Annotated in this window: 23 protein-coding genes; 13 read left to right on the top strand and 10 right to left on the bottom strand. The window is 67.1% G+C overall.

Features of this window, described 5'->3' with window-relative positions; all coding sequences use genetic code 11:
- The first annotated feature begins 2 nt into the window (after window positions 1-2).
- The 3 genes from K2X73_RS11005 (at window position 3) to K2X73_RS10995 (ending at window position 2,675) form a co-directional block, all read left to right on the top strand.
- Entirely contained in the window at window positions 3-470 is a 468-nt protein-coding gene (locus K2X73_RS11005) for a DUF2721 domain-containing protein (RefSeq protein ID WP_294110824.1), read from the top strand.
- 184 nt (window positions 471-654) lie between these two features.
- Entirely contained in the window at window positions 655-1,287 is a 633-nt protein-coding gene (locus K2X73_RS11000; protein ID WP_294110822.1) for a TetR/AcrR family transcriptional regulator, read from the top strand.
- A gap of 74 nt (window positions 1,288-1,361) precedes the next feature.
- On the top strand, window positions 1,362-2,675 hold the full coding sequence (locus K2X73_RS10995; protein WP_294110820.1) for an NAD(P)/FAD-dependent oxidoreductase: 1,314 nt from the start codon (window positions 1,362-1,364) through the stop codon (window positions 2,673-2,675).
- Here K2X73_RS10995 and K2X73_RS10990 read toward each other — a convergent pair whose 3' ends face one another.
- From K2X73_RS10990 to K2X73_RS10945, 10 genes are all read right to left on the bottom strand, one after another.
- On the bottom strand, window positions 2,676-3,578 hold the full coding sequence (locus tag K2X73_RS10990; protein WP_294110818.1) for a flagellar motor protein MotB: 903 nt from the start codon (window positions 3,576-3,578) through the stop codon (window positions 2,676-2,678). It lies immediately after the preceding gene.
- A 15-nt stretch (window positions 3,579-3,593) separates the two neighbouring features.
- Complete coding sequence (gene motA, locus K2X73_RS10985; RefSeq protein WP_294110815.1) at window positions 3,594-4,457, bottom strand: flagellar motor stator protein MotA; 864 nt, start codon at window positions 4,455-4,457, stop codon at window positions 3,594-3,596.
- Between the two features lie 315 nt (window positions 4,458-4,772).
- Window positions 4,773-5,510, bottom strand: a complete 738-nt coding sequence (locus tag K2X73_RS10980) for a sigma-70 family RNA polymerase sigma factor (RefSeq protein ID WP_294110812.1) — start codon at window positions 5,508-5,510, stop codon at window positions 4,773-4,775.
- A complete protein-coding gene (flhA, locus tag K2X73_RS10975) occupies window positions 5,507-7,585 on the bottom strand; it encodes a flagellar biosynthesis protein FlhA (RefSeq protein WP_294110810.1) in 2,079 nt (692 codons plus the stop codon). Before flhA ends, K2X73_RS10980 begins: the two co-directional genes overlap by 4 nt.
- Window positions 7,585-8,433 carry a lytic transglycosylase domain-containing protein gene (locus K2X73_RS10970; RefSeq protein WP_294110808.1) on the bottom strand — a complete coding sequence of 283 codons (849 nt, stop codon included), beginning with the start codon at window positions 8,431-8,433 and terminating at the stop codon, window positions 7,585-7,587. Before K2X73_RS10970 ends, flhA begins: the two co-directional genes overlap by 1 nt.
- Before the next feature lie 114 nt (window positions 8,434-8,547).
- Window positions 8,548-8,874, bottom strand: a complete 327-nt coding sequence (locus tag K2X73_RS10965) for a flagellar protein FlgN (RefSeq protein ID WP_294110806.1) — start codon at window positions 8,872-8,874, stop codon at window positions 8,548-8,550.
- Window positions 8,871-9,164: a flagellar biosynthesis anti-sigma factor FlgM gene (locus tag K2X73_RS10960; RefSeq protein WP_294110804.1), complete on the bottom strand. Its 294-nt coding sequence runs from the start codon at window positions 9,162-9,164 to the stop codon at window positions 8,871-8,873. The genes K2X73_RS10965 and K2X73_RS10960 overlap by 4 nt, the downstream gene beginning before the upstream one ends.
- Window positions 9,165-9,324: 160 nt before the next feature.
- Window positions 9,325-9,843 carry a flagella basal body P-ring formation protein FlgA gene (locus K2X73_RS10955; protein ID WP_294110802.1) on the bottom strand — a complete coding sequence of 173 codons (519 nt, stop codon included), beginning with the start codon at window positions 9,841-9,843 and terminating at the stop codon, window positions 9,325-9,327.
- Between the two features lie 35 nt (window positions 9,844-9,878).
- The gene (locus tag K2X73_RS10950) at window positions 9,879-10,415 is read right to left on the bottom strand and encodes a hypothetical protein (RefSeq protein WP_294110800.1); all 537 of its coding nucleotides are present in this window, start codon (window positions 10,413-10,415) and stop codon (window positions 9,879-9,881) included.
- The gene (locus K2X73_RS10945) at window positions 10,412-11,077 is read right to left on the bottom strand and encodes a MotA/TolQ/ExbB proton channel family protein (protein ID WP_294110798.1); all 666 of its coding nucleotides are present in this window, start codon (window positions 11,075-11,077) and stop codon (window positions 10,412-10,414) included. The genes K2X73_RS10950 and K2X73_RS10945 overlap by 4 nt, the downstream gene beginning before the upstream one ends.
- Before the next feature lie 233 nt (window positions 11,078-11,310).
- Between K2X73_RS10945 and flgB the strand changes: the two genes are divergently transcribed.
- Genes flgB through K2X73_RS10895 form a run of 10 tightly spaced genes read left to right on the top strand, consistent with a single transcriptional unit; the run spans window position 11,311 to window position 18,287 of the window.
- Window positions 11,311-11,661 carry a flagellar basal body rod protein FlgB gene (gene flgB, locus K2X73_RS10940; RefSeq protein WP_294110882.1) on the top strand — a complete coding sequence of 117 codons (351 nt, stop codon included), beginning with the start codon at window positions 11,311-11,313 and terminating at the stop codon, window positions 11,659-11,661.
- Window position 11,662: 1 nt separating this feature from the next.
- A complete protein-coding gene (flgC, locus tag K2X73_RS10935) occupies window positions 11,663-12,073 on the top strand; it encodes a flagellar basal body rod protein FlgC (RefSeq protein WP_294110796.1) in 411 nt (136 codons plus the stop codon).
- A 2-nt stretch (window positions 12,074-12,075) separates the two neighbouring features.
- Window positions 12,076-12,774, top strand: coding sequence for a flagellar hook assembly protein FlgD (locus K2X73_RS10930; protein ID WP_294110794.1), 699 nt, complete (start codon window positions 12,076-12,078; stop codon window positions 12,772-12,774).
- A 26-nt stretch (window positions 12,775-12,800) separates the two neighbouring features.
- Window positions 12,801-14,051, top strand: a complete 1,251-nt coding sequence (locus K2X73_RS10925) for a flagellar hook protein FlgE (RefSeq protein WP_294110792.1) — start codon at window positions 12,801-12,803, stop codon at window positions 14,049-14,051.
- 26 nt (window positions 14,052-14,077) lie between these two features.
- A complete protein-coding gene (flgF, locus tag K2X73_RS10920; RefSeq protein WP_294110790.1) occupies window positions 14,078-14,827 on the top strand; it encodes a flagellar basal-body rod protein FlgF in 750 nt (249 codons plus the stop codon).
- 12 nt (window positions 14,828-14,839) lie between these two features.
- Entirely contained in the window at window positions 14,840-15,628 is a 789-nt protein-coding gene (flgG, locus tag K2X73_RS10915; protein WP_294110788.1) for a flagellar basal-body rod protein FlgG, read from the top strand.
- Entirely contained in the window at window positions 15,609-16,472 is an 864-nt protein-coding gene (locus K2X73_RS10910; RefSeq protein WP_294110786.1) for a flagellar basal body L-ring protein FlgH, read from the top strand. Before flgG ends, K2X73_RS10910 begins: the two co-directional genes overlap by 20 nt.
- A gap of 14 nt (window positions 16,473-16,486) precedes the next feature.
- A complete protein-coding gene (locus tag K2X73_RS10905) occupies window positions 16,487-17,593 on the top strand; it encodes a flagellar basal body P-ring protein FlgI (protein ID WP_294110785.1) in 1,107 nt (368 codons plus the stop codon).
- Window positions 17,590-17,925: a rod-binding protein gene (locus K2X73_RS10900; protein WP_294110783.1), complete on the top strand. Its 336-nt coding sequence runs from the start codon at window positions 17,590-17,592 to the stop codon at window positions 17,923-17,925. Before K2X73_RS10905 ends, K2X73_RS10900 begins: the two co-directional genes overlap by 4 nt.
- Window positions 17,922-18,287, top strand: coding sequence for a flagellar basal body protein (locus tag K2X73_RS10895; protein WP_294110781.1), 366 nt, complete (start codon window positions 17,922-17,924; stop codon window positions 18,285-18,287). Before K2X73_RS10900 ends, K2X73_RS10895 begins: the two co-directional genes overlap by 4 nt.
- Window positions 18,288-18,328 lie beyond the last annotated feature (41 nt).

The following is an 18,328-nucleotide window of genomic DNA, read 5'->3' as shown; positions in this document are numbered from 1 at the left end:
CCATGTCCATGCCCGCCGTCAACGCCATCGCGCAGACCATCTCGGCCTCGGTCAGTCCGGTGTTCCTGCTCGCCGGGCTCGGCGCGATCCTGAACCTGATCGCCGGGCGGCTGGCGCGGGTGGTCGATCGCGCGCGGGCGCTCGAAGCGCTTCACCCGCGCTCGAGCGGTCCGGAACACGATCGCCATGTCCGCGAGCTGCGGCTGCTCGACCGGCGCATGGCGATCATCAACGCCGCGTTGCTGCTGTGCGTCACCAGCGCGATCGCGATCTGCGTCGTTGTCGCGCTGCTCTTCCTGGCGGAGCTCGCCGATCTGCGCATCGGCAATGTCGTGGCGCTGCTGTTCATCGTGGCGATGGCGCTGCTGACGCTGGGGCTGGTGTTCTTTCTGATCGAGGTGCGGCTGTCGCTGAGCGCGACTCGGGTACGGGTCGAACTGCTCGAACGCGAGCGTGCCGAGCATGGTTAACGCCTAACGCGGCCGCGCGCCGCGATTAAGGTAAATTAAGGGTTGAGCGCGCTCGGCGAGCTTCCCTTCAGGAATTGGCGCGCAAGCAAGAAATGGGCAGCAGCAGTGCTTGCTCTTTTGATCGCAAACCTCTCGCCACCCGCTCGACTTGAGCGGAGCCAGTCGATAAGGGCGCGCGCTTGCTATGACTGTCACCGTACAAAAAACCGTTAAAACGGCCCGCCCTCGCCGGCCGATCGACCCGAATAGTGACGGTCGCTTCGCCCGCAGCCGCGCGACGCGCGACAAGATCGTCGGCGCGCTGCTCGATCTGGTGCGCGATGGCGATGTGTCGCCCAGCGCCGCGCGCGTCGCCGAAACCGCGGGCGTCGGCCTGCGCACGGTATTCCGCCATTTCGACGAGATGGACACGCTCTACCGCGCGATGGCCGAGGCGATCGAGCGGCAGGTGATGCCGCTGATGCTAAAGCCGTTCGTCACCGAAACCTGGCGCGACCGGCTGCGCGAGCTGGTCGACCGTCGCATCGAAATCTACGAAGCGATCATGCCCTATCGCATCTCCGCCAGCATCAAGCGCTTCCAGAGTGCCTTTCTGATGCAGGGCTATCAGCGCCAGCTGGAACTGGAGCGAACCTCGCTCCACGCGATCCTGCCGCAGGCGGTGATCGACGATTCCGCGACCGCGAGCGCGATCGAGGTCGCGACCAGCTTCCAATGCTGGCGCCGCTTGCGCCACGATCAGGGGCTGGCGATCGCGCCGGCCCGCGCGGCGATCTTGGCGCTTGTCGAAGCGATGCTGGCGCGGATCGAGGGTTAGCGACGGGCGGCTTCCGCTCGCGTCGATTTTTCCGTATCGCGGGCGGTACATCCTCCTGCTGGGGAGCCGCGCGCGTGACGAAGAAGACGCAGATCGTCGTGATCGGGGGCGGCGCCGCGGGGTTGGAGCTGGTGACTCGCCTCGGCAAACGCTTCGGGCGCGAGCGGCACGACATCATTCTGGTCGAGCGCAACCGCACCCATATCTGGAAGCCGCTGCTGCACGAGGTCGCCGCCGGCTCGCTCGACGCCAATCTGGACGAGGTCGGCTATCGCAGCCACTGCCACCGTTGGGGCTATCGCTATTTCCAGGGCACGCTGGAGGGGATCGACCGCGACGCCCGCGAGATCATCCTCGCCCCGCTGATCGACGAAGACGGCACCGAGCTGATCGGCCGCCACCGCATCCGCTATGACTATCTGGTGATCGCGACCGGATCGGTCACCAACGATTTCGGCACCAAGGGCGTGCGCGATAATTGCCTGTTCCTTGATGATCGCGCGGCGGCCGATCGGTTCCGGTCACGCCTGCTCGATCATTGCCTGCGGGTGTCGCGGGCGATGATCGCGGACCCCCATGCCGATGAATATGTCCGCATCGCGATTGTCGGCGCGGGCGCGACCGGGGTGGAACTCGCCGCCGAGCTGTTCAACGCCGCCGCCGCGCTCAGCTATTACGGGCTGGAGGTGTTCGACGAGCGCCGCCTGAAAGTGACGCTGATCGAGGCCGGCCCGCGCATCCTGCCCGCGCTCCCCGAAAAACTCGCCCAGGCCGCGCACGAGGAGCTGGAGGCGCTCGGCGTGACTGTGCTCACTGCGACCAAGGTGAGCGAAGTGACGCCGAACGCGGTGATGACCGCCGATGGCGGGGCGATCGAGGCGGATTTGCGCGTGTGGGCCGCCGGGGTGCGCGGCGCCGAGCGGATGGCGGGCATCGGCGGGCTGGAGACCACGCCCAATCACCAACTCGTCGTCCTCCCCACGCTCCAGACGACCGCCGACGAGCGCATCTACGCGATCGGCGATTGCGCTTCGTGCAAGCTACCGGGCGCCGAACGCCCAATCCCGCCGCGCGCGCAGGCGGCGCACCAGATGGCGGCGACCGTTTATGACAATCTGCTGCGCGCGATGGCAGGCAAGCCGCTCAAGCCCTTCGTCTATCACGACCACGGCTCGCTGGTGTCCTTGAGCCGCTATTCGACCGTCGGCAGCCTGATGGGCAATCTGGTCGGCGGGCGCATGGCGATCGAGGGCCGGCTGGCGCGCTTCGTTTATGCCTCGCTCTACCGGATGCACCTGATCGCGATCCATGGCTGGCTGAAGGGCCTGGGGCTTGTGCTCGTCGGCCACGTCAACCGCATCGTGCGTCCGCGGCTGAAGCTGCATTGATCAGCGATTGAGCATCGACGAGCGGTAGAGCAAGGTGATCGCCACGCGCCGGTTGCGCGGATCGGCCGGGTCCTTGGTGATCATTGGCTCGCGCTCGGCGACGCCCTCGATCCGCTCGAAGCGATCATTGGGGATGCCGCCCTCGGCCAGCCGCTGGCGCGTCGCCTCGGCGCGGCCCGAGCTGAGCAGCCAGTTGTTCATCCCTGTCGGGCTCTGGAACGCCAGGCTGTCGGTATGGCCGCGGATCATCAGCGGGTTGGGCAGGTCGCGGATCGATTGGGCGATCAAGCCCATCAGCTTGTCGGCCTCGCTCTCGAAGGTGGTCGTGCCGAGCTTGAACATCGAATAATCGGCATTGTCGACCAGATCGATCCGCAACCCGTCGCGCGTCGGCACGAAGCGAACGTGCGTGGCGAGCTTCTGCAGCTTGGCGTTGCTGGCCATCGCCTTGCTCACCTGCTTGGCGATCTTGTCGAAATTCTTCTTGTCCTCGGCCATCTGGGACTTTTCCTTGAGCGTCCCCTTCTGGCCCGAACCGACCTGCGCGCCGCCGACCGAGTCGATCGGCACCGTCATCGATTTGGTGCCGGTCTGCTGCGCCTTGTGCGGATAATTATCGAGATCGGTGATCGACGCGCCGCCGAACAGCCCGGTCGAGCCGGCGCTGCTCTGCTTGAAGTCCACCAGGGTCGGCGCGAAATAGTCGGCGAGTGCCTTGCGCTGCTTTTCGTTGGTCGCCCCCAGCAGCCACATCAGCAGGAAGAACGCCATCATCGCCGTCACGAAATCGGCGTAAGCGACCTTCCACGCGCCGCCATGATGGCCGCCATGCCCTTCGACATAGATTTTCTTGACGATGATCTTCGGCGGCTGATTGTTGCCGTGCGGCGCGCGGGCGGCCATGGTGTCGGTCCCCCCTTAACGGCCGCGCAGACCGTCGAACACTTCGGCGAAGCCCGGCTGGTTGTGGTGCGCGATCCCCGAGCGCGCCGCCTCGATCACCAGCGGCTGCGGATGGCCGTGGAGCGAGGCGATGATGATCTGCTTGACGGTGTGATAGATCGCGGCGTCGGCGTCGATGATCTGCTGCAACCGCCCGGCGAGCGGCGCGACGATCCCGTAGGCCAGCAGCACGCCCATGAAGGTGCCGACCAGCGCCGAGCCGATCATCGCGCCCAGGATCGACGGCGGCTTGTCGATCGCGCCCATCGTCTTCACCACGCCGAGCACCGCGGCGACGATACCCAAAGCGGGCAGCGCGTCGGCGAGATTCTGCAGCGTCGTCTGCGGGCCCTGAACCTCGTGATGGTGCGTCTTGATCGCGTTATCCATCACTTCCTCGACCGCGTGAACGTCGAGCGTGCCCGAAGACACCACGACAAGGCGCAGCGTATCGGCGATCAGGTTCACCAGCGTATGGTCGGCGACGAGGCGCGGATATTCGGCGAAGACCGCGCTCGACTTCGGGTCTTCGACATGCGGTTCGAGCGCGATCGGCCCCTCGGTGCGCAGCATCTTCATCAGCTTCGACACCAGGAAGATGGTGTCGAGATAATCCTGCTTCTTATATTTGGGGCCTTTCAGCACTTTCACTAGGCCGCCGCCCATCGCCTTCAGCTCGTTCATCGAATTGCCGATGACGAGCGCGCCGATCGCGGCGCCGCCGATGATGAGCATTTCGTGCGGAATCGCTTCCATCACCGGGCCCAGCGCACCGCCGGTGATGGCGAAGCCGCCGAACACCATCGCGAGAAGGATGACGAGACCGATCGCTGGAAACATGGTGATCCCTTAAAAGCCTGGCCGCTGACCCCCGATGGGGAGAAACGACCTCTTCCGGCCCTTATTCACCCAATTTCCTCGCCATTCGGTTACCACGCGGCAATCAGGCGGTAGAAATGCGATGATCCGGCGCCAAACACCTTGCCCGCCGAAGGCCCGGATAGAGCCGCGCGACGCTGCGGTGTCGGGCTCTTCGGTGGATGCGGGCGGGATGCTGGCCCCCCGCCCTGGCCGAGGAAGCAGGGGATCGGGCGGACGCTATGATCTGGGCGATCGTAGAAATGGCGAGCACGTGGCAGCGTAACGGCGGCGCCCCTACCCCAGCCGTCCCAGCGCCTTTTTCAGCCGATCATGCGCCGCCTTCTTGATCTGGCACACCCGCGCGCTGCCGACGCCGAGCACCTGGCCGATCTCCTCCAGGTTCATTTCCTCGACATAATAAAGCTGGATCACCTGCGCCTCGCGCTCGGGCAGCGCGGCGATCGCCTCGATCAGCGCGCGGCGCTGGTCGGCCTCGGCGAGCTGGTCGAACGCGCTCGGATCATCGCTCGCGAACAGCGGCAGGTCGTCGGCATATACCTCGTCGATCGATTCCATCATCACGGGCTCCGCGGTCGCATAGTCGGTGCGCAGTTTCTCGATGCTCACCCCCAGCCGATCGGCGATGGCGGCTTCGCTGGGGCGCTTGCCGCCTTGCGCGGTCAAGCTGGCGAGGGTTTCCTGATAGGCCTTGCGCCGGCGCATCGCGCCGCGCGTGAGCGTCGCCTGGCGGCGCAGCGCGTCGATCATCGCCCCGCGCACGCGGGTGACGAGATAATTCTCGAACGTCGCGGTGCCGCGATCCTCGAAACTCGTCGCCGCCTCGACCAGCGCGACCAGGCCGATCTGCACCAGATCCTCGACCTCGATCGCGCTCGCCATGCCGTGGACGTGCCAGGCGAGCCGGCGCACCAGTGGCGCGTGGCGCCGCGCGAGCGCGTTCAGATCGAGCGGCGCCCCGGCCTTGCCATAGGTGAGCGGCTGGGCGCCGGGGAAGCGGGCGGGCGCGCTCATTGCAAGGCTCCCGGCGCGCCGATCACCGCGACCACTTCGACCGCCTTGTCCTCGGGCACCTCGAAGAAGCTCATTACCGGCGTGTCGGGCATCGCGGTCTTCACCAGCTTGCGGATCGCCAGGCGGATCACGGGCTGCACCACCAGCGCGAAGGGTTTCCCTTCAGCGATCAGCGGTTGCGCGGCGCGTTGCAGCGCCTCCAGGATGCGGCGGCCGAGATCGGGATCGATCACATGGCGCCGCGCCGGATCGCTGCGCACGGCCTGGGCAAGCAGCCCTTCGAGCTGGCCTTCGAGCGTCATCACCCGCAGCGGATCGCGCACCCCGGCGAGCTTCTGGATGATCAGCGCGCCGAGCTCGGGGCGGATCAGTTCGCCCAGTTCCTCGGGATCGAGCGAGCGCTGCGCGTTCACCGCGATGGCGCTGGCGATACGGCGGAATTCCTTGAGCGAAATGCCCTCGCTCAGCAGGCCCTTCAGCACCGTCGTCAGCGTGGTGAGCGGCACCGGGTTGGGCGAGAGCGACGCGACCAGATTCGCCGCGCGCTCCTTCAGTCCATCGAGCAGGCTCTGCACCTCGTCCGGGCCGAGCAGTTCGGCGGCGTTGGCGCTCAGCAGATTGTTGAGATGCGTCGCGATCACGGTGCTCGCATCGACCACCAGATAGCCCATGCCGGTCGCGGCATCGGCGTCGCCGGGCGAGATCCAGGTCGCGTCGAGCCCGAAGGTCGGGTCTTTCGCGGGCTTGCCACGCAGCTCGCCATAGGCCTGGCCGGTGTTGAGCGCGAGCATCTCGTCGGGGCTCGCCAGATCCTCGCCCAGCACGACGCCGCCAACGATGATCCGGTAGCTGTACGGCCCCAGATTGATGTCGTCGCGCACCCGCACCTGCGGCACGACGAAGCCCAGCTCCTTCGACAGCTGGCGCCGCACGCCGGTGATCCGCCCCATCAGCGGCGCGCCACGGCGCTCGTCGACCAGCGGCACCAGGCCATAGCCGATATCGAGATTGACCTGGATCGTGTCGGCCACTTCCTCCCAGCTGATCCGGCTGGGATCGACCGGCGGCGCGGCGGGCGCCTCGGGCAAGGGCTTCGGGCGCTGCGCCGCCTTGTGGGCCGCATAAGCGAGGTAACCGCAGCCGGCGGCGGCCGGCAGGATCACCAGATGCGGCATCCCCGGCAGCACGCCGAGCAACGTCAGGATCGCGGCGACCGGCGTCCAGGTCTTGGCCGAGCCGAACTGGCTGCCGATCTGGCCCGCCAGGTCCATCGACGAGCTGACGCGCGTCACGATCGTCGCCGCCGCGATCGACAGCATCAGCGAGGGCAGCTGCGCGACGAGCGCGTCGCCGATCGCGAGCAGCACATATTTCTGCGCCGCGTCTTGAATGGTGAGGCCGTGGCTGAGCGGCCCCAGAATCAAACCGCCAATCACGTTGGCGGCTAGAATCAACAGGCCGGCGATCGCGTCGCCCTTCACGAATTTGGACGAACCGTCCATCGAACCGTAGAAATCGGCCTCGGTGCCGACTTCGATCCGGCGCGCCTTGGCTTCCTCGGGCGTGATCAGCCCCGCGTTCAAATCGGCGTCGATCGCCATCTGCTTGCCGGGCAAGGCATCGAGGGTGAAACGGGCCGAGACTTCGGAAACGCGGCCCGCGCCCTTGGTCACCACGATCATGTTGATGATCACGAGGATCGCGAACACGAACAGGCCGACGACATAGTCGCCACCGATCAGGAAGGTGCCGAACGCCTCGATCACATGGCCGGCGGCGCTTTCGCCCTCGTGCCCATGCACCAGCACGACGCGGGTGGAGGCGACGTTCAGTGCCAGGCGGAACAGCGTCGCGAACAGCAGCACGCTGGGAAAGGCCGAGAAATCGAGCGGCTTCTGAGTGTTGAGCGACACCATCAGCACGGCGAGGCTGATGGTGATGTTCATCACGAAAAACAGGTCGAGCATCGCCGCCGGAATCGGCACGACCATCAGCAGCACCAGCAGCAGGATCGCGACCGGCAGCGCGGCACCCCGCGCCCATACGGCGGGACGCGGCAGAGCGAGACCCGCCATCAATTACCCCCCAGCCGCGCGAGCATCAGATAGGCCAGCCGGGCATTGTCCGGCGTCGGGCGGAGCAGATTGCCCGCCTTGGCGGCGCCGCGCCCGCCGAGCTGATCGAGCGTGCTGCGCGCCCAGGCGAGCGCGTCGCCCTGATCCTCGCCATTGCCGGCGATCACTTCATTGTCGCCCACGCTCAAGCCGAGCACGGCGGAAGCGCGGCCGGTGCCGCCCGCGACATCGGCGCCCTTGTCCAGCTTAGTGGCGAAGCGCTGATAAATTTCGCTCACGCTACGCGGCTGGCCATCGGCGCCGTAGAAGACGCCGCGATTGGCGTGCGCCGCCGCCGGGAACATTGCCGCCGCGCTGCGATCGGGATTGTTTTGCAGCGCCTGCAGGAAGCGCCGCGCGCCACCCAGCCCCAGGAAATGCGCCATGTAAAGATCGGTGCCGGTCGCCGGGCGGCCGAGCGCGCCTTCGAGATGCGTCTTGTTGTCGGCGGCATGTTCGGCCGCCATCAGCGAGGCATATTGCGGATCGCCGCGCAGGTTCAGGATCGCGCGGCGGGTGGCAGGATCGCTCACCGTCATCCGCCCGCCACGACCGGGCTCGATCGCCTCCGCCGCCCAGCCGAGGCCATGTTCGGCGCCGTGCTTCTTGACGACCGCGAGCCAGCTTTGCTCAACGAACTGATAAAGCCCGCTCGCGCTGGAGGTGGCCGCGCGCGCGCCGGGGCGCATCCCGCTTTCGACCTGCGCCTGGCCGAGCAGATAGTTGAAATCGATCCCGGTCTTCGCGGACGCCTGCGCGATCGCGAATTGCACGGCCCCCTGGCGATTGGCGATTGGCGTAATGCTCATTGCCGGCCCACTGACTTTCCCCTGTTCCCGGGAACATCAGCAAGGCCCGTGCCAATTTGAAACTAACAGGAACGGCCGCGCAGGCCGCCGGGTTAGCGCAATGTCTTCAGGGTGTTACGCGAGTGCGTAACCCCCGAAGCCACTGGCGGCGGCGCGGTAACCGCCTGCCGGTTCGCCGGCAAGCGCTTGCAGGCGACGGCGGACATTGGCGCTCATCAGGTTCACGTAGATGCGACAGGTCTCGTTCAGCCGGTGCGCTTCCTCGGCCAGGCCACGCAGCTCGGGGGTCACCGGCTCATGGTCATGCGCCGCGACCGTATCGAGATAGCCGAGCTTCTCCTGCGTCGCCCGCTCGAGCGCGGCAACGTCGTTGCTCTTCAGCGCGGCGATCTCGGCATGGAGCGCCTCGATCACGCTGACCAGTGCGTCCCGCCGGGTCATTCGGGCCTCCAGTTGAGCTTGAGCGCGATCAGCCGGTCGGCGATCGTCTCGGGGAGGATCGGATAAGTGCGGTTGGCGATCGCCGCGCGAATGCGCGCCACTCGGTCGTCATCGACCGGCGCCTTCGTCGCCAGGGTACGGGCAAGGCTCTGCAGCCCGAGTTCGGGCGCGGCCGCGGTATCGGCCGCCGGTTCGGTGCTCGCAACCGCCGCGGGCACACCGCCCTGCACCGGCGCTGCCGCCTGCGTCGTCCGCCTTGTCACCGTGGAAGTCCCGATGGGATCAACCATGTCGCCACCTATTCGCTGCTGCCACGATTGAAGCAACGACCGGCGCGCGGCGGACTTTAGGGGTTTGTTCAAAAAAATTTTGCCGGGCGGCAGTTTTTTGCCGGCAAGCTGCCGGGTGGCGGGATAAGCTATTGATTCAAGTACGAACATGAAACGGCAATCAGGGCTCGTAACCCGGCAAGATCGCCTGGCCGGCGGCAATCGCCACCGCCTGAACACCTTTGCGGCTGCCGTCCATGTCGACCAGGAAGCGCGCGCCGGGCGCGGCGTCGCCCATCGCCACGCCCTCCCGCGTGATCGCGAAGCCGGCGGCGTTGGCCGACACGGTCACGGGATCGCCGCGCTTGATCACCGGCGCGGCCGCGACCGGGGCAGCGGCGCGCACCGGGGCGCCGGCCGCCGGCATCGCGCGCGGTACGCTGATGACGGGCACATAGATTTTCCAGGCGGGCGCGGTGCAGCTGACGACCACCGCATCGTGCGTGTCGCTCATCCAGTTGAGCGAGACCATCGGGCACGCCGCCAGCCGCAGCCGCGCATCGACCGGGGTCCGTGCCCCGCCCTCCACGCCGACCGGATGGCCGGTGAAATTCTGCACCGCCTGGTCGATCAGCGCGGTATCCTGAAAGCTCGCCGGCGCGGCGGCAAGCAGCAGCGGCAAAGCGGCAAAGCGCAACATGTTGAACTCCCTTACGAAATTCGATTGCCGGCAAATCATTGCCGGTCTCCGGCAAAGCCTGCCGTCACCATCGCGCCGCGCTTGCCGGGGCTGACGGCGGTGGTGATCGCGATCTGGCGCCCGGCGATGCCCGCCGCGACCAGTCGGGCGGCGATCATCCGCGCGCGATCGGCGGCGAGCAGCGGCGCGCTACGCGACAGCGGGTCGAGATCGGCGGCGCTGCCGTCGGTGAGGCCGGTGATCGTCAACCGCACGCGCGGATCGCCCGCCTGGCGCTTGGCCCAGGTGATGAGCGCGGCGGGATCGTCGGGCAGCGCGGCGCTCGCGGGCGCGAAATCGAGCATACTCGCGGCGGCGAGCGGCAGTACGCCGGGCTCGGTCGCGACCGCGGCGGGAGCTCCGGCCTGCGCGTGGCCGCCGAAACGATCGCGCAACCCCGCCGCCAGCGCGCGCTGATTGCCCTGGTGCGACAGCACGAGCACGATGAAGCCGAGCAACAGCAGCGCGAGATCGGCGAGCGTCACCAGCCAGATCGGCCGCGTCGGGCGCGCTTCGGCGAACAGTTCGTTCATGCCGCCTCCGCCGTATTGGATCGCCGCATCCGGGGCGCCTCGCGCTCGGCGAGCGCGATCAGCGGCGCGTCGAGCCGCAGCCGCTCGATCGCCTCGCGCCGCGCCGCCTGGCGCAACCGATTGGCCACGGGCAGGGCAACGAGATTGGCGATCACCGCGCCGTAAAGCGTTGATAACAAAGCCACCGCCATCGCCCCGCCGATCGCCATCGGATCATCCATCGCGCGGAACATGCCGGCCAGGCCGAGCAGCGTACCGATCATGCCGATGCCGGGCGCCAGGTCGGCGGCGCTGGCCCAGGTGTCGGCGGCGTTCAGGTGGCGCTCGGTGCGGGCGCGGCGCAGCGTGGCGAGCGTCTCGCTCACCGCCACCCCGTCACCACCGTCGACGATCATCGCGACGACACCGGCAAGCTCCTTATCCTCGATCACCGAGCGTTCGAGCGCGACGACGCCGTGGCGCGCGGCGATGCGGCCGAACGCCGAAATCTGCGCGAGCAAGGGATCGGCGCTGAACGGCTTGCGCCACAACAGGCGCAACGCGCCACCCGCGCGGGCGAGATCGCCAAGCGGGGTGCGCAGGGCCACCGCGAGCAGCGTGCCGCCAGCGACGAGCACGAACGCGGTGGGATCGAACAAGGGCTGCAGCGAAACCAGGTCCATGCCCCACTTTAAGCAAGGCGCGGGCCAAGTCGGCGGCGACCGCCGCGCATAAGGCCGCGACGCTCTATTATATCAGGGGAAGCACGCTCCTCTCGCCGCGCCGGCCATCCTGGCGACCCGCCTTTCGCTTCGGCGCCGAGCCTCCGTACAAGCCCGAGAACCACCCCCACAGAATTGGCACGCCCCTTGCTTCTTTGCTGGCGGAGCAATGTCGATTGTGGGGAATGCCCATGATGTCTGGTGAACAGCTTTTCGGGGTACATGGCGCGGCGCTGGAAGTGCGCTCGCGGCGCCTGGGTATGCTGGCGTCGAACATCGCCAATGCCTCCACCCCCGGCTACAAGGCGCGCGACATCGATTTTGACGCCGCGATGCGCCAGGCGAGCGATGGCAGCCTGAGCGACGGCGCGATCGACGCCGCCACCAAATTCCGCGTGCCGGTGCAGCCCTCGCTCGATGGCAACACCGTCGAGCTCGCCACCGAGCAGACCGCTTTCGCCGAGAACGCCGTCGCCTATCAGACGACGCTGTCGTTCCTCAACGGCCGCATCGGCCAGATCACTCGCGCGCTGAAGGGGGAGTGAGATGGCCGACCGTCCCATGACCATCTTCCAAGTCGCCGGCCGCGCGATGACCGCGCAGCTGGTGCGGATGAACACCACCGCGTCCAACCTCGCCAATGTCGGCGTCGTCTCCTCGACCGAGGCGGGCGCCTACAAGACGATGAAGCCGGTGTTCCGCAGCGAGTTCGACAAGGCCAGCGGCCTGTCCTCGGTGCATGTCGAGAATATCGTCCGCGCCGGCAACGCGCCGGTGAAGCGCTACGACCCGTCGAACCCGATGGCCGACAAGGACGGCAACGTCTTCGAAGCGGCGGTCGATGAAACCCGCGAACTCGTCGACATGCTCGAGAGCGCGCGGACCTACCAAAACAATGTCGAAGTGATGCAGACCGCCAAGTCGCTGATCATCGACACCCTGAAGCTGGGACGCTGATCATGACCGCGACGACCACCGCCTTCGATAGCACGCTGAAGAACCTCGGCATCACCCGCACCGCCAACAAGACGGCGGCCAAGGTGCAGACGCCCGAGGAAGCCAATCAGCTGACGCAGAAGGATTTTCTGACGCTGCTCACCGCGCAGCTGAAGAACCAGGACCCGACCGCGCCGCAGGATCCGATGCAGCAGATCACCCAGCTCGCCCAGTTCACCCAGGTGAGCGGCATCGCGGAGATGAACAAGACGCTGAAGACCGTCGCCGATCGCCTGAACGGCACCAGCAGCACCGACGCGATGGGCTATGTCGGCCGCGCCGTGCTCGCCCCCGGTAACACCGCCTCGCCGAATACCGACGGTACGCTGAACGGCACCGTCGAGCTGGCGGCGGACGCGGGCGCGGTCCGGGTCGCGATCCAGGCACCCTCGGGCGAGCTGCTGAAGGTCGTCGACCTGGGCGCGCAGAAGAAGGGCAGCGTCGATTGGAAATGGGACGGCAAGACCGCGGCGGGCGATCCCGCGCCGGCCGGGCCGTACAAGATCGCGGTTACCGCAAGCAACAACGGCAAGTCGGTGGGCACGACCGGGCTTGTCTGGGCGCCGGTTGAATCGGTGTCGCTGCCTTCGGGCGGGGCGCCGAAGCTCAACCTGGTTGGCCTGGGTCAGATCGACCCCAGTCAAGTGCGCAAGGCAAGCTGAGTCATTTGAATAGAGGAGTATAAGCCATGTCGTTCTTCACTTCCTTGAGCGGCCTGCAAGCGGCCCAGACCGATCTTTCGGTGATTTCGCACAACCTTGCGAACGTCACCACCAACGGCTTCAAGAAGAGCCGTTCGGAATTCGCCGACGTCATCGCCTCGTCGGTGTCGCGCAACCCGACTTCGGCGGTCGGCTCGGGCACTGTCGTCAAGGCGAACCGCCAGCAGTTCAGCCAGGGCAACCTGGTGCAGTCGCAGAGCTCGCTCGACATCGCGATCTCGGGTGACGGCTTCTTCGCGGTGAAGCCCAAGCTTGACGGCAACACCATCAACTATACCCGCAACGGCGCCTTCCTGGTCGATGCCGATCGCTATGTGGTCGATGGCCAGGGCGCGCACCTGCTCGCTTATCCGGCGGACGGTTCGGGCGCGGTGGTCGCCGCGGGCATCAACTCGGCGACGCCGCTGCGCCTGCCCGCGACCAGCGGCACCCCGGTGCCGACCGCGAATGTGCAACTGACCGCCAACTTGCCCTCGGGCGCGGCGGTGCCGTCGGTTACGACCTTCGACCGCTTCAACCCGAACAGCTTCAACTATTCGACCCAGACGACGATCTATGACGCGGAAGGCAACGCCCAGACGCTGACCAACTATTTCCGCCGCGATACGGTGGGCGGCACCACCGGCAACAGCCAGTGGAGCGTCTTTTCCTATGTCGGCAATCAGCAGGTCGGCTCGGGCTTCCAGCTGACCTTCGACCCGACCGGCGCGCTCACCTCGCCGACGACGCCGACCACGCTGCCGGCGTTCACGCCCTCGGGCAGCCCGAACCAGCAGCAGATTTCGATCGATTTCGGCAGCCTCACCAAGCAGAGCTCGTCGCCGTTCGACATTCCGCAGCGCAGCCAGGACGGCGAGGCCGTGGGCCAGCTGCAGGGCGTGACGGTGGACTCCGAAGGCCTGATCTCGGTCAGCTTCTCGAACGGCACGTCGCAGGTGCTGGGCAAGGTGCTGCTCGCGAACTTCTCGAACCCCACCGGCCTGCGCCAGCTCGGCAACTCGACCTGGGCGTCGACCGGCCTGTCGGGCGCGGCGATCACGGGCGAGGCGGGCTCGAACGGCTTCGGCAACCTGCTGTCGGGCACGATCGAACGCTCGAACGTCGACATCACGGAAGAGCTGGTCGGCCTGATCGCCGCGCAGCGCAACTTCCAGGCGAATGCCAAGGCGCTCGAGACCGACAATTCGATCAGCCAGACGATCTTCAACATCCGCTGATCGCAAGGGAAATCGGGGGCGTTTGAATGGATAAGCTGGTTTACACCGCGGCATCGGGCCTCAAGGCGCATCTTTCGGCGCAGGCCGCGATCGCGAACAACATGGCCAATGCCTCGACCATCGGCTTTCGCGCCGACCGGGTGGTGTTCGATCAGCTCAATGTCAAAGGCCCCGGCCTGCAATCGCGCCAGCCGGCGTCCGAGGAGATCACCGATATCGATCGGCGCTCGGGCACGGTGGTGCAGACCGGCCGGTCGCTCGACATCGCGGTTCAGGGAGACGCCTGGATCGCGGTGCAGGCGAGCGACGGCCAGGAAGCCTATACCCGCCGCGGCGATCTTCGCGTCGCCACGACGGGGGTGCTGGAAACCGGCGACGGTTTCCCGGTGATCGGCGCTGGGGGAGCGCCGATCACCGTGCCCCCGGCCGATAGCGTGACGATCGGCACCGACGGACAGGTGGAGTTCGTGCCGCAGGGGTCACCGCCCGGCACGGCGCCGCAAGCGATCGAGACGATCAAGCTGGTGAACACCCAGGGCAGCAAGACGATCAAGGGGCTCGACAATCTGCTCTATGTGAAGGGCGGCGGCGCCCTGCCCCAGGATTTGACCGCGAGCGTGCAATCGGGCGCGCTCGAAGGGTCCAACGTCAACCTTACCGAGGCGCTGGTGGACATGATCCAGAACCAGCGCAGCTACGAAGTCCAGGCCAATCTGATGAAAGAGGCCAAGCAACTCGACGAAAGCAGCGCATCCCTGATGCGCATGCCCAGCTAAAGGAGCCACCCGATGAGCAGCGCCGCGCTTCACATCGCCCGTACCGGACTCGACGCGCAGGACATGCGCATGCGGGTGATTTCGAACAACCTGGCGAACGTCAACACCACCGCCTACAAGCGCGACCGTGCCGCCTTCGCGACGCTCGCCTACCAGACGGTGACCGCGCCGGGGGCCGCGAGCACCCAGCAAACGCAATATGCGACCGGGCTCAACCTCGGCACCGGCGTGCGCATCCAAGGCACCGCGCGGATCGATACCCAGGGCTCGCTCGCGCAGACCGGCAATTCGCTCGATCTGGCGCTCGATGGGCAGGGCTTCTTCCAGGTGCAGCTGCCGGGCGGGCAGCTTGGCTATACCCGCGCCGGCAATTTCAGCCGCTCCGCGCAAGGGTTGCTGGTGACGGCGGACGGCTATCAGGTGCAGCCCGGGATCACCATCCCGGAGAACGCGACCTCGATCACGATCGGCACCGACGGCACCGTCTCGGCCGCGATCCCCAACCAGGCCGAGCTACAGCAGCTGGGGCAGTTGCAGGTCGCGACCTTCCCCAACCCCGCCGGCCTGCAGGCGCGCGGCGACAATTACATGCTCGAGAGCGCCGCCTCGGGCGCGGCGGTGCTCGGCGTGCCGGGCGACCAGGGGCGCGGCAATGTCCGCCAGGGGATGCTCGAGGGCTCGAACGTCAATGTCGTCGAGGAACTGGTCGACATGATCGAGACGCAGCGCGCCTATGAGGTCAATTCCAAGATGATCGCCGCGACCGACGAGATGCTGAAATATGTCAACCAGAACATCTAAGCCCGGCCGCGCCGCCTGCCGCCATCCGGCCGAAAGCCGCGATCCGATCGCCTTCGCCGGCGCCGAGGAAGCGTTCGTGCCGCCGTTCCTGGCGAGCGTGCCCGCCGCGACCCCATCATGGACGCTCGCCGAGCGGATCGCCGCGCTGCTCGGCCTGGCCGCGCTCGCTGCCGCGATCGCGTTGCCGGCGCCGGCCGAGGCCAGCCTGTTTGGCAAAAAGAAGCCCAAGACCGACTTCACCACCACCATGCCAAGCGCGCAGCCGCTGCCACCACCCCCGCCGCCGGTGTTCACCCCGCCGCCGCCTCAGGCGAACGGCGCGATTTTCCAGGCGGTGAACGGCTATGCCCCGCTTTACGAGGGGTGGCGCGCCAAGCGCGTCGGCGATCCGCTGACGATCGTGCTGGTCGAGCGCACGCTCGCGACCAAATCGTCGAGCTCGCAGCTCGACAGCCAGGGCAATATGGCGATCACCCCGCCAAGCTCGGGGCCGCTCGCCTTCGATCCGGGCGCGGCGAAGCTGGGGGGTAATCGCGGTTTCAAGGGCCAAGGCACCGCCGACCAATCGAACTCGCTCTCGGGGGAGATGAGCGTCACCGTCGCCGCCGTCTATCCCAACGGCACGATGCTAGTGCAGGGCACCAAGCGCGTCGTGCTCAACCGCGGCGACGAATTCATGCAGATTCGCGGGCTCGTCCGCATGGCCGATGTCGATCAGGACAATCGCGTCCCCTCCACCCGGGTGGCCGACGCGCAGATCGAATATACCGGCAAGGGCGATGTCGCGCGCGCGGCGCGCCAGGGCTGGCTCAGCCGCTTCTTCTCCGTAATCAGTCCGTTCTGAGTGGGGGCCGAACCATGATCCGCCGCTTGATCGCCTTGCTGCTCGCGCTGATGAGCCTGACCGCCACCGCCGGCCCCGCCTGGGCGGAGCGGGTGAAGGACCTCGGCAGCTTCCAGGGCATCCGCAGCAACCAGCTGACCGGCTATGGCATCGTCGTCGGCCTGCCGGGCACGGGCGACGACAATCTCGAATATACCGTCCAGTCGATGAAGGCGGTCGCCTCGCGCTTTGGCCTTCAGCTGCCGGCGGGGATAAACCCGGCGCTGAAGAACGCCGCCGCCGTGCTCGTCACCGCCGAACTGCCGGCCTTCGCCAAGCCTGGCCAGCGGATCGACGTGACCGTCGCCGCGCTCGGCCGCGCCAAGTCGCTGCGCGGCGGCGCGCTGATCCTCACCCCGCTGCAAGGCGCCGATGGCCAGATTTACGCGATGGCGCAGGGCAATCTCGCGGTCGGGGGTTTAGGCGCCGACGGGGCGGACGGTTCCAAGATCGTCGTCAACATCCCCTCCTCGGGCCGCATCCCGGAAGGAGCGAGCGTCGAACGCGCGGTCGATACGGGTTTCGATACCAGCCCGGTGATGACCTTCAACCTGATGCGCGCCGATTTCACGACCGCGCAAAGCGTAGCGGCGGCGATCAACGCCCGGCTCGGGCCGGGGCGCGCGCAGGCGGTGGACGCGGTGTCGATCGCGATCAGCGCACCGGGCGGCGCCGATGTCCGCGCGCAGCTGATGAGCGCGATCGAAAATCTGGTCGTGACGCCGGCGGAGCCCGCCGCGCGGGTGATCGTGAACGCGCGCACCGGCACCGTCGTGATCAATTCAGCGGTGCGGCTGGGGCCGGCGGCGGTGACGCAGGGCAAGCTCACCGTGCGCGTCGATGAATCGCAGCGGATCAGCCAGCCCGCGCCGTTCAGCCAGGGCCAGACCGCGGTCGAGCAGCGCTCGGGCGTCTCGGTGGGCGAGGAAGTGAAGCCGGTGTTCCTGCTCGCGCCCGGACCGAAGCTCGCCGATGTGGTGAAGGCGATGAACGCGATCGGCGCCTCGCCGGCCGACCTTGTCGCGATCCTGGAGGCGCTGAAGGAAGCCGGCGCGCTCAAGGCCGAACTGGTGATCCTGTGACGAGCCCGGTCGCCCCCCGCGCCGGCGCCGCCATCGACGCCGTCACCGGCCCCGATTCGCGCCGGCTGGCGAACCGCGCGAACCTGGAGGGCGCGGGCCGCCAGTTCGAGCAGGTTTTCGTCCAGATGATGGTCAAATCGATGCGCCAGACCCACCTCGCCGAGGATATTTTCGGCAGCAAGGCGCTCGACACTTTCCGTGACATGCAGGATGAAAAGCTTTCCGCTGCAATAACTTCGGCCAAGCCGCTGGGTATCGGCAAGGCGGTGGTCGATTTTTTGGCGAAAGCGCAACCCGATCTTAACGATACCGGGGACAAAGCGGTGCCATGAGCGACCTGCTGGCCATCGGAGCGAGTGGATTGCGCGCCTATCAATCGGCGCTCACCACCGTGTCCGATAACATCGCCAACGCATCGACGCCGGGCTATGCGCGGCGGCGGGTCGAGCTGTCTGAAAACGCTTCCACCAACGGCGCGCTGGCGCAGGAACGCTCGACCGTGGGCAACGGCGTCGCCGTTATCGGCGTGCAGCGCCTGTCGGAGGATCTGCGCAACAGCGCGGTGCGCTCGACGGGCGCCGACCTCGCCAAGACGCAGTCGGGCATCACCTGGCTGTCGCGCATCCAGGACGCGTTGACCGGCAACCAGCTCGGCTCGCGTGAGCAGCCCCCACCGGGTGGTCCGGGTATATAGTTAGTGCATTGTCGTCTCCGCCGCCATTGCCGGTCGGAGGT

The organism is Sphingomonas sp. (genome assembly GCF_019746665.1).
In the GTDB taxonomy this organism is placed as follows: domain Bacteria; phylum Pseudomonadota; class Alphaproteobacteria; order Sphingomonadales; family Sphingomonadaceae; genus Sphingomonas.
Note: the sequence above shows the minus strand (reverse complement) of the source record. Positions and strands in the feature narration are given on the sequence as shown.

Bases quoted from the DNA above. Each gene is read 5' to 3' on its own strand.
- K2X73_RS10965 (WP_294110806.1), bottom strand. From the start codon at position 8,874: ATGACCCGGCGGGACGCACTGGTCAGCGTGATCGAGGCGCTCCATGCC.
- K2X73_RS10980 (WP_294110812.1), bottom strand. From the start codon at position 5,510: ATGAGCGCGCCCGCCCGCTTCCCCGGCGCCCAGCCGCTCACCTATGGC.
- K2X73_RS10910 (WP_294110786.1), top strand. From the start codon at position 15,609: ATGTCAACCAGAACATCTAAGCCCGGCCGCGCCGCCTGCCGCCATCCG.
- flgB (WP_294110882.1), top strand. From the start codon at position 11,311: ATGTCTGGTGAACAGCTTTTCGGGGTACATGGCGCGGCGCTGGAAGTG.
- flhA (WP_294110810.1), bottom strand. From the start codon at position 7,585: ATGGCGGGTCTCGCTCTGCCGCGTCCCGCCGTATGGGCGCGGGGTGCC.
- flgG (WP_294110788.1), top strand. From the start codon at position 14,840: ATGAGCAGCGCCGCGCTTCACATCGCCCGTACCGGACTCGACGCGCAG.
- K2X73_RS10970 (WP_294110808.1), bottom strand. From the start codon at position 8,433: ATGAGCATTACGCCAATCGCCAATCGCCAGGGGGCCGTGCAATTCGCG.
- K2X73_RS10990 (WP_294110818.1), bottom strand. From the start codon at position 3,578: ATGGCCGCCCGCGCGCCGCACGGCAACAATCAGCCGCCGAAGATCATC.
- K2X73_RS10955 (WP_294110802.1), bottom strand. From the start codon at position 9,843: ATGTTGCGCTTTGCCGCTTTGCCGCTGCTGCTTGCCGCCGCGCCGGCG.
- K2X73_RS10905 (WP_294110785.1), top strand. From the start codon at position 16,487: ATGATCCGCCGCTTGATCGCCTTGCTGCTCGCGCTGATGAGCCTGACC.
- K2X73_RS10945 (WP_294110798.1), bottom strand. From the start codon at position 11,077: ATGGACCTGGTTTCGCTGCAGCCCTTGTTCGATCCCACCGCGTTCGTG.
- flgF (WP_294110790.1), top strand. From the start codon at position 14,078: ATGGATAAGCTGGTTTACACCGCGGCATCGGGCCTCAAGGCGCATCTT.
- K2X73_RS10950 (WP_294110800.1), bottom strand. From the start codon at position 10,415: ATGAACGAACTGTTCGCCGAAGCGCGCCCGACGCGGCCGATCTGGCTG.
- K2X73_RS11005 (WP_294110824.1), top strand. From the start codon at position 3: ATGTCCATGCCCGCCGTCAACGCCATCGCGCAGACCATCTCGGCCTCG.
- K2X73_RS10930 (WP_294110794.1), top strand. From the start codon at position 12,076: ATGACCGCGACGACCACCGCCTTCGATAGCACGCTGAAGAACCTCGGC.
- K2X73_RS11000 (WP_294110822.1), top strand. From the start codon at position 655: ATGACTGTCACCGTACAAAAAACCGTTAAAACGGCCCGCCCTCGCCGG.
- K2X73_RS10925 (WP_294110792.1), top strand. From the start codon at position 12,801: ATGTCGTTCTTCACTTCCTTGAGCGGCCTGCAAGCGGCCCAGACCGAT.
- motA (WP_294110815.1), bottom strand. From the start codon at position 4,457: ATGTTTCCAGCGATCGGTCTCGTCATCCTTCTCGCGATGGTGTTCGGC.
- K2X73_RS10895 (WP_294110781.1), top strand. From the start codon at position 17,922: ATGAGCGACCTGCTGGCCATCGGAGCGAGTGGATTGCGCGCCTATCAA.
- flgC (WP_294110796.1), top strand. From the start codon at position 11,663: ATGGCCGACCGTCCCATGACCATCTTCCAAGTCGCCGGCCGCGCGATG.
- K2X73_RS10960 (WP_294110804.1), bottom strand. From the start codon at position 9,164: ATGGTTGATCCCATCGGGACTTCCACGGTGACAAGGCGGACGACGCAG.